Genomic DNA, 9007 nt, shown 5'->3' on the forward strand with positions numbered 1-9007 from the left:
GCCCACGGCCACGCACGACTGCACGGCCGACGGCGGCCCGGCCGGCCGCCCGTCGATCGGCCTCGTGCTGTCCGGCGGCGGCGCGCGCGGCTATGCGCACCTCGGCGTGCTGAAGGTGCTCGAGGAAAACCGCATCCCGGTCGACTGCATCGCGGGCACCAGCATGGGCGCGGTGGTCGGCGGCCTGTACGCGAGCGGGATGGCCGCCGACGACATGCAGAAGCGCCTGTCGGAGGTCAACCTCGCGGATATCGCATTCGACGTGACGGACCGCGCGGACCTGCCGCAAACCAGCCGGGAAGACGAACGCCTGTATATCAACGGCCTGACGCTCGGCTTCGGCAAGAGCGGCGTGAAGGCGCCGGTCGGCCTCGTGCAGGGCAACCGGCTGCAGGCGCTGCTCGCCGACTGGACCGCCGCCGTGCCGACCAACCAGCCGTTCGACCGGCTGCCGATTCCGTACCGCGCGGTCGCGACCGACCTGCAGACCGGCCAGATGGTCGTGCTCGACCACGGCTCGCTGCCGCTCGCGATCCGCGCGAGCATGGCGATGCCCGGCCTGTTCGCGCCGGCCGAGATCAACGGCCGCGCACTGGTGGACGGCGGCCTCGTCAGCAACCTGCCGGTCGACACCGCACGGCAGATGGGCGCGAACGTCGTGATCGCCGTCGACATCGGCTCGCAGCTGCGCCCGCTCGACGCGCTCGCGTCGCCCGCCGACGTGATGCAGCAGATGGTCGGCATCCTGATTCGCCAGAACGTGTCGGCCCAGCGCCGGCAGATCACCGCGAACGACGTGCTGCTCACGCCCGAACTCGGCTCGCTCGGCTTCACCGATTTCCAGAACGCGCGCCAGGCCATCTCAGCCGGCGAAGCGGCGGCAACCGCCGCGCTGCCGCGCCTGAAGCGCTACGCGCTGCCCCCCGACGAATACGCCGCCTACCGCTCCGCGCATGCGCAGCCGCTGCCGCCGCCGGTCCGGATCACGCGCATCGAGATCAAGACGAGCGGCGGCGTGCCGAAGCGCGTCGTCAGCGACGCGCTGCACGTGAAGCCCGGCGACCTCTACGATCCGCAGTCCGTCAGCCAGGATCTGCTCGGGCTGACGACGGGCGGCAACTTCGAGAGCGTCACCCAGCAGGTCGTGAGCCACGGCGACGACAACGTGCTCGAGATCAATGCGCGCGAGAAATACTGGGGGCCGAATTTCCTGCTGTTCGGCCTGGGCATGTCGAGCAGTTCGACCGACGAGGGCGGCTTCCGCCTGCATGTCGGCTACCGGCGGCCCTGGCTCACCGAATCGGGCCTCGAGTTCCGCGCCGATACGACGATCGGCAGCGACCTGCAGTCGGCGCGCGTCGAATTGCGCCAGCCGCTGCCGATGGCGTACGGCGTATACATCTCGCCCTATGCCGAATACCAGCGCCGCTACGCGAACCTGTACGACGACACCGGCGACGTGAAGATCACGCAGTACCTGATGCAGACCGCGCGCGCCGGGATCGATCTCGGCCTGCCGATCGCGCGGCTCGGCGACTTCCGGGTCGGTCTCGGTTACGTGACCGGGCACGGCTCGCCGACCTACAACCTGCCGTTCGACGACGGCAGCGGCCGGGCGCTGCTGTGGCCGAGCTTCACGTCGCGGGCGCTGACCGCGCGGGCGCGGCTCGTCATCGACCAGCTCGACGATCCGATGTTCCCGCGCAAGGGCTATTTCACCGAGCTGCGCGTCGAACGCTCGCTGGTATCGCGCAACGGAGGATCGGCACAGGAGTTCGACGACGGGATCAATGACGCGCCTTACACCGAGATCTACGGCAAGGCGATGATTGCGCAGCAGTTCGGCCGGCACAGCGTCAGCGCGACGATCGAAGGCGGCAAGAGCATCGGCGGCACCAACCTGATCAACGCGTTCAACTTCACGCTCGGCGGCTTCCAGCATTTGTCCGCCTATGCGGCCGACCAGTTGAACGGCAACGAGCTCGCGTACGGCCAGATCACCTACATGAATCAGTTGATGACGTTCAACGCGTCGCCGGTCAAGGCGCTGTCGGTGGGCGCCAGCGCGGAAGTCGGCAACGTCTGGTCGAGCGGCCAGCAGATCGGCGGCGGCGCGCTCAAGCAGAGCTATACGTTCTTCACGAGCCTGTCGACCGCGTTCGGGCCCGTCTACATTGGCGTTGCGCTCGCGCCCGGCGGCCGCCGCAACTTCTATCTGCAGCTCGGCCGCACGTACTGATGCGTCGGCATCGCGCGAAACGGCCTGTCGCGCCCGCCGTCAGGACGACGGGCCGGCCGCGACGCGCGCCGTGCCGATCGGCCAGCTGATCTCGAAGCGCGCGCCGCCGAGCTCGACCGGATCGACGACCGCGATCCGGCCGTTGTGCGCGTGGAGCACCTGCCGCGTGATCGACAGGCCGAGCCCGTAGCCGCCGGTGCGGCGGTCGAGGCGCACGAACGCGTCGAAGATCCGTTCGCGCTCCTGCTCCGGCACGCCGGGGCCGTCGTCCTCGACGAAGATCCCGATGTTGCCGTGCTCCATCGCGATGCCGACGACGATCCGCGAGTGCGCATACTTGCTCGCGTTGCGCAGCAGGTTGCGCATCGCGTACGACATCAGCCGCCGGTCCATCTTCACGCGCAGGTTCGACTCGAGCGCGACGCGCGACTCGATCGTGCACTCCGGATACAGCAGCTGCGCGTCGTTGACCTGGTGCTCGAACCACGCGACGGGCGCGGTCATCTCGAGGTTCGACTGCAGCGAGCTGTATTCGAGCCGCGCGAACGTGAGGCTCATGTCGATCAATTCCTCGAGCTCGGTCACGTCCTGCGCGATGCTCTCGAGCGCGCCTTGGTATTCGGCAGCGGAAGCAGGCTCGCGCAGCATCTCAAGCGCGAAGCGCACGCGTGCGAGCGGCGTGCGCAGCTCGTGCGAGATGCCGTTCGTGAGATCGCGCTGCGCGGCGATCAGCCGCTCCATCCGCATCGCGAGCGCGTTCAGCGTCCGCGCGAGCGGGCCGATGATCACGCTGTGCGATTCGCGTGCGCGCGTGTTGAAGCGCCCGCCCGTGAAATCGATCGCGCGTTCGCGCACCATCACGAGATCCGACCAGACCGGCCGCATCCACCGGTACGCGGCGAGCGCGGGCGCGGCGAACACGAACGCGAGCACGATCCAGATATCGCCCGGCAGCGCGTCGAACGCATGCCACACGACCTGCGGCGACAATTCGACGCACAGCGCGAGCGCCGGCACGAGCGCGGTCAGCAGCACGAGGCCGAGCAGATGCAGGTAGGTGCGCACGTAAAGGCGCGACCAGCTCGGAATGCGGTCGGCGCGCGTATCGGTCCACGCGCGACGGAAATGCAGCCAGCGCCATCTGACATAGCGCAGCGTCGACAACGGCGGTGCATCGGGGTGCGAACGGGTTCGTCGGATCATCGCGGCTCCCGGCTGGCGGGCGGATTGCCCGCGCGGAATGTGACGACGTCGCCTGACGGCGGCGTCATTCCCACGCGTGCTTGCTGAATTGATAACCCTTGCTGCGGATCGTCTTGATCCGCTGCGGGTTGCTCGCGTCGTCGCGCAGCTTGCGGCGCAGCTTCGAAATGCGCCCGTCGATCGTGCGGTCGAGGCCGTCGAATTCGACGCCGCGCAACTGCAGCATCAGATCGTCGCGGCTGACGACTTCGCCCGCATGACACACCAGCGCCCACAGCAGGTCGAATTCGGCCGACGTCAGATCGGGCGTGCTGCCGTCGGGCAGCACGACGGTGCGGTCGGTGCGGTCGATCGAGAACTTGCCGAACGCGTAGCGCTCGGGCTGCGACGCGGCGCTCTCGACCGTGCGCGCGGGCGCGCGGCGAAGCTGCGCCTTGATCCGCGCGAGCAGGATGCGCGGCTCGACCGGCTTGTGCACGTAGTCGTCCGCGCCGAATTCCAGGCCCAGCAATTCGTCGAACGGCTCGTCGCGCGCCGTCACCATGATGATCACGCCGTCGTACTGCTTGCGCGCCTCGCGGCAGATTTCGAAGCCGTCCTTGCCCGGCAGGTTCACGTCGAGAATGACGAGATCGGGACGAATGGACAGGATCGCCGGCACCGCGGCATCACCATGCAGCACAGTGTCGACTTCATAGTCGTTCTTGCGCAGGTAGCCGGCGATCAGCGTGGACAGGCGGGTGTCGTCTTCGACGAGCAGGATGCGAAAAGACATGGGCAACGGTTGGGTCATCGAGGAGGCCGCGGCGGCGCCGGTCATTCCCGACGCCGGCCATCGGCCGAAACGTACCGCATGATACTGCGCCCGCCGATTGCCCGTTTGCCTGTCTCAAAAATAAGGGCGCGATGCCGGTCGCGCTTGACGAATCGGCGCCGGGACGGTTCCATACGGGCTCGCCGGAATCCCGGCCACGCATCTATCCTGCCTGACGTGATGAATTACCAGACCATCCTCGATCGCATCCACACCGAACTCTCCCCCTGGATCGGCCAGGGACGGGTCGCCGACTACATTCCCGAACTCGCGAAGATCCCCGCCGACAAGTTCGGGATGGCCGTCGTGACGTTGGACGGAAACGTTTACACGGTCGGCGACGCGTACGAGCGCTTCTCGATCCAGAGCATCTCGAAGCTGTTCGCGTGCACGCTCGCGTTCCAGCTGCTAGGAGATGCGCTGTGGGAGCGGGTCGGCCGCGAGCCGTCCGGCACCGCGTTCAATTCGCTGGTGCAGCTAGAAAGCGAGCGCGGCAAGCCGCGCAATCCGTTCATCAACGCCGGCGCGCTGGTCGTCACCGACGTGCTGTGCCGCCGCTTCGTGAAGGCCGAGACGGCGCTCGTCGAATTCGTGCGGCGGCTGATCGGCGCGACCGATATCGACTACGATTCGCGCGTCGCGCTGTCGGAACTGCAGCACGCGGAGCGCAACCGCGCGATGGCGCATTTCATGGCGAGCTTCGGCAACATGCAGATGCCGCCCGACACGGTGATCGACGCGTATTGCCGCCAGTGCGCGATCACAATGAACTGCGTCGAGCTGGCGCGCGCCGCGCTGTTCCTCGCGAACGGCGGCGTCGCGCCGGTGACCGGCGAGCGGATCGTCGATTCGAGTTCCGCGAAGCGGCTGTCGGCGCTGATGCTGACCTGCGGCACCTACGATGCAGCCGGCGATTTCGTGTATCGCGTCGGGCTGCCCGCGAAAAGCGGCGTCGGCGGCGGGATCGTCGCGGTGCTGCCCGGCGAGATGGCCGTGTGCGTGTGGGCGCCGGGGCTCGATGCTAATGGGAACTCGCTGGCGGGGACGTTGGCGCTGGAGTGGTTGACGACTTATACGGGAAGGTCGATCTTTTGAGGCGGGGAAGTCAGGTCCAACTCATTCTTTGCAATGGCGACCGATTAGTTCGGCGCACACCAGCGCACTAAACGGGGGGTTCGTTCTTTGGCAGCGATCGACCCACATCTGCCTGTCGAATCCGCCTGGAGTCGATGACGGCTTTCAAATGTGCAACCGCCGTTCGAAGAATGTTGGAGAAATGTGAGTAGGTCTCAGTGAACTTGACTCGCCTCCGGCGAGTGAGTTAGCGTGGTGATATGCAACGCAATCTGATTCCTTTCGTGACCGTCATCACAACGACGACCATCGGCAACGGTGGGTCGTCCCTGGTGCGCACGCGGTAGTCTTCGTCGTTGCATATCTTCAAGGGCCCCGCCGGCAAAAGACGGGGCCTTTCGCATTCATGGCTGATCGTCTTGCGTCGGTATCACACCAGTACGGAGTCGCCATGAGCAAAGTAGATCATCACAGCCGAAATAGCGAACGAGAGGTGATGCTTGTTATTTCGATTCAAACCATTCCTGGGAAAGGCCACGAGCAAATCGAGGCGTATGAAAAGTTAGCGCCGCTCGTCCGTGCCGAACAAGGCTGCCTCCAATATGATCTCCATTCTGTCGTCAGTGACGAAAATAGATTTGTCCTGATCGAACGCTGGGCATCAGCCGAAGCATTGGCGGCACACGACGTAACACCTCACATGATTGCGGCCGATGCACATAGCCCGAGCTTCAGGGCGGCACCCGCACGGGTTTTGCAACTTGCTCCCGATAGCCTCGCATAGTCGATCTGTCAACGCAGCTCGCGATCAGGGCCGGCCCAGACGGTGAGTGATGGGCCACCCGTCGCCGAGCAGGCTTCTGCCGAACGTTCGTCGCCAGAGGTAGACAGGCTACTTGAACGCGAAGCGGCCAACTTTGGTGACGAACCTCCGCATCGGCTTACGACTCATTCGATATCTCTCTGCCGACAAGGTCTGCTGTCCCGTGCGGAATCGACATTCGACCGTCGATGGGCAAGTGCAGGTGAATGGTGCGTGATGGCCGATCCCGGACATCAAAGGCGGCGTGGTACTCGCCCGTCCGGTCGGTGCCGAAGAAATCACACACGAGTTTATATTGCCGGAGTGCCAGCACCAGGGCTTTGGAATGGTTGACGACTTATTCGGGGCGGTCGATCTTTTGAAGCGGCGAAGTCAAGCGCAACTGATTCTTTGCAATGGTGACAGGTCAGTTCGGCACGCACCCGCACACTGAACGGGGAATTCGTCCTTTGGCTGCGCCCCGAGCGGCCAACCGGCTTTCCAGAAAGCAGCCATTCGAGATGGTCCGCGGACCCCTCAGCCGGTCAGCAAGTTTCGACGTCGATAGCGGTTACGCGATGCGCATCAAGCGCAAGCATCTGTGCAAGTTTCGCCAGAGGTGCTCGTTCTCCCTCCGATATTGCTGTCGAGCACAATTGAAGGGCTACGTCGGCGGGATTCACTTCGTTGTGCAGTTGGTGATCTGTGAGTTGATGGTCGACTCGTCGGGCGATTGCGGTCGCGGTTTCAATCAAGTTCAATTGATCGCCAAAGACGCGCTTGATGCTTGGAATGAGCAGCACGTAATGGGTCGAGCCGAGTACGAGCGTATCGGCGCCCTCCTTGATCATGGGCGTCAGGTACCTATCGAGTAGCGCCTCGATCGACGATCCTGCGGCCTCGCCTTGTTCAATGAGTTCCACCAAGCCATGCCCGGCTTGACATATGAAGCTGCAAGCATGGCAGTGATCCGACAATAGCTCCTGCAGTCTCGGGCTACGCAGGGTTGCGGCTGTAGCCAGCACTCCAACGACCTTTGAGCCCGAGATCTGTATGGCTGGTTTGATCCCCGGTTCTACGCCGATGACAGGAATCGCGAGTCGACTGCGAAGATACGAGATCGCGTGAGTCGTTGCCGTGTAGCATGCAATTACGAGCAGTTTCGCGCCTCTTTGCGCCAGCCATTCCGCGAGCGCTAGACTCCGTGCTCTAATGAACTCGTCGGGCTTCTCACCATATGGCGCGTAATAGGAATCCGCGATATACACGATCGCTTCTCCCGGTAATCGACGGCGAATCGCCTCGACGACCGATACTCCCCCCAAACCTGAGTCGAAAATCCCGATTGGTGCAGTTCCGTTGAGCATGAGTTTGTGTATTGGTGTTGGACCCTGAGCGGGTCTGGAAGGCGGGAAGTATATCCAGGCCAGATTGTTGACGACTCCCGCAAGCATGTCGAACGGCCGGTTGTGGCGGCCGATCCCGGACGTCAAAGGCGGCGTGGCGCTCACCCGTCCGGTCGGTACCGAAAGAATCACATGCGAGTTTATATACATGGAGCGCGGGGACGCTGGCGCTGGAATGGTTGACGACGTATACGGGAAGGTCGATTTTTTGAAGCGGTGAAGAACCGGTCAACTGAATGCCCCGCCAGGCAAGACCTTCATCTTCCCGCCGACGGAATACGCGCTGAATTACCGATAAATCGGGTATTTCCAAATCCGCGCAAATCGGTAACCTACGCAGTTTCAGTGAACGAAAAAGCGTCGCTGCCTGAATGCAACCATCCGGATCGCACCATGACTGAGCCTCGTCTGACATTCCGTGACCAGAACGAATGGGAAGGCTGGTTGACGCAAAACGGCGATACCTCGACCGGGATATGGCTGCGCCTTGCCAAAAAAGGCGCCGGGCAACCCACCTTGACTTACGAACAAGCGCTGGAAAGTGCCCTTTGTCATGGCTGGATCGACGGTCAAAAGCAAACTGAAAGCGAAGCATACTGGTTGCAACGCTTCACTCGACGCTCCGCAAAAAGCATCTGGTCCAGGCTCAACAAAGACCGGGCCGAAGCGCTGATCGCCGCAGGCAGAATGCTGCCTTCGGGCATGCGGGAAATCGAGAAAGCCAAACAGGATGACCGCTGGGAGGCTGCCTATACGTCCGCCAGCAACTCGGTCGTGCCGGACGACCTGCAGGCCGCACTGGATGCCAATCCCAAGGCCAGCGCGTTCTTTGCGACGCTGAACGGCCGAAACCGCTACGCCATCCTGTTTCGGATACAGAACGCCAAAAAGCCCGCAACACGGGCGCGCAAGATCGAAGAGTTCATCGACATGCTGAATCGCGGCGAAACCATTCATTCGTAGACCGGGAAGCCGACAGCCAACGAAGGTCACCGGCCGATGCCGCGCTCAAGGCGGGCAATCCGCAGCGCTCTCCCCGCCTCGGCGCTGGCGAGCGTCGATCAATGCCGGCTGACGGTTATTTATCGCTTTGGCTGCTATTCCGGCGTGGCTGGTCGTTATGACAATCCGGCCGAGCGTTGGATTTTGGCCGCATGCCGCCACACGTGAGCCCAGAAGCCGATCGCCTCTCGCCACTAGAAATCAACGATGGGGCATTCCTACCGTTAGGCTCGGCCGGTTTCAGTCGTCGTGGATCGGTCGGCACACGGTGAGAGCGTCGTGACGGGCGTACGAGAGCGGAAAGCCGTGCACAATACCGCATGCGAGTTCCAGACCTTGAATGCCTTGTCACCGTCACCATGCCCTTCGGAAAATACGTAAGCACTCGATCAGCACCGTAGCGTAGGTCGACGACGACGGGGAGCCGCGATGCTATCGGATGGGCACGACGTGAGCAGTAGACGGCA

The 9007-nt window shown here is 63.5% G+C and carries 7 protein-coding genes; 4 read left to right on the plus strand and 3 right to left on the minus strand.

What is annotated here, in order from left to right; all coding sequences use genetic code 11:
* Positions 1-2239: patatin-like phospholipase family protein (locus ACPUER_RS35165; RefSeq protein WP_425133382.1), on the plus strand; the 2239-nt coding region annotated here is incomplete at its 5' end.
* Between the two features lie 39 nt (positions 2240-2278).
* On the opposite strand, the gene ACPUER_RS35170 is transcribed toward ACPUER_RS35165, so the two are convergent.
* Both ACPUER_RS35170 and ACPUER_RS35175 read right to left on the minus strand, forming a co-directional pair.
* On the minus strand, positions 2279-3442 hold the full coding sequence (locus ACPUER_RS35170; protein WP_425133383.1) for an ATP-binding protein: 1164 nt from the start codon (positions 3440-3442) through the stop codon (positions 2279-2281).
* Positions 3443-3506: 64 nt separating this feature from the next.
* Positions 3507-4217, minus strand: a complete 711-nt coding sequence (locus tag ACPUER_RS35175; protein WP_072444290.1) for a response regulator — start codon at positions 4215-4217, stop codon at positions 3507-3509.
* Positions 4218-4436: 219 nt separating this feature from the next.
* Between ACPUER_RS35175 and ACPUER_RS35180 the strand changes: the two genes are divergently transcribed.
* Together ACPUER_RS35180 and ACPUER_RS35185 are read left to right on the plus strand one after the other, a co-directional pair.
* Positions 4437-5351, plus strand: coding sequence for a glutaminase (locus tag ACPUER_RS35180; RefSeq protein ID WP_175959642.1), 915 nt, complete (start codon positions 4437-4439; stop codon positions 5349-5351).
* A gap of 430 nt (positions 5352-5781) precedes the next feature.
* On the plus strand, positions 5782-6114 hold the full coding sequence (locus ACPUER_RS35185; RefSeq protein ID WP_425133384.1) for a putative quinol monooxygenase: 333 nt from the start codon (positions 5782-5784) through the stop codon (positions 6112-6114).
* A 563-nt stretch (positions 6115-6677) separates the two neighbouring features.
* Here the strand turns inward: ACPUER_RS35185 and murI are convergent.
* The gene (murI, locus tag ACPUER_RS35190; RefSeq protein ID WP_425133385.1) at positions 6678-7499 is read right to left on the minus strand and encodes a glutamate racemase; all 822 of its coding nucleotides are present in this window, start codon (positions 7497-7499) and stop codon (positions 6678-6680) included.
* 432 nt (positions 7500-7931) lie between these two features.
* Here murI and ACPUER_RS35195 point away from each other — a divergent pair, with 432 nt between their 5' ends.
* On the plus strand, positions 7932-8501 hold the full coding sequence (locus ACPUER_RS35195) for a YdeI/OmpD-associated family protein (RefSeq protein WP_425133386.1): 570 nt from the start codon (positions 7932-7934) through the stop codon (positions 8499-8501).
* Positions 8502-9007: the final 506 nt, after the last annotated feature.

It is taken from the genome of Burkholderia sp. DN3021, assembly GCF_049805555.1.
In the GTDB taxonomy this organism is placed as follows: domain Bacteria; phylum Pseudomonadota; class Gammaproteobacteria; order Burkholderiales; family Burkholderiaceae; genus Burkholderia; species Burkholderia pyrrocinia_C.

Coding starts and splice junctions, on each gene's coding strand:
- ACPUER_RS35195 (WP_425133386.1), top strand. CDS start 7,932: ATGACTGAGCCTCGTCTGACATTCCGTGACCAGAACGAATGGGAAGGC.
- ACPUER_RS35170 (WP_425133383.1), bottom strand. CDS start 3,442: ATGATCCGACGAACCCGTTCGCACCCCGATGCACCGCCGTTGTCGACG.
- ACPUER_RS35185 (WP_425133384.1), top strand. CDS start 5,782: ATGAGCAAAGTAGATCATCACAGCCGAAATAGCGAACGAGAGGTGATG.
- ACPUER_RS35180 (WP_175959642.1), top strand. CDS start 4,437: ATGAATTACCAGACCATCCTCGATCGCATCCACACCGAACTCTCCCCC.
- murI (WP_425133385.1), bottom strand. CDS start 7,499: ATGCTCAACGGAACTGCACCAATCGGGATTTTCGACTCAGGTTTGGGG.
- ACPUER_RS35175 (WP_072444290.1), bottom strand. CDS start 4,217: ATGTCTTTTCGCATCCTGCTCGTCGAAGACGACACCCGCCTGTCCACG.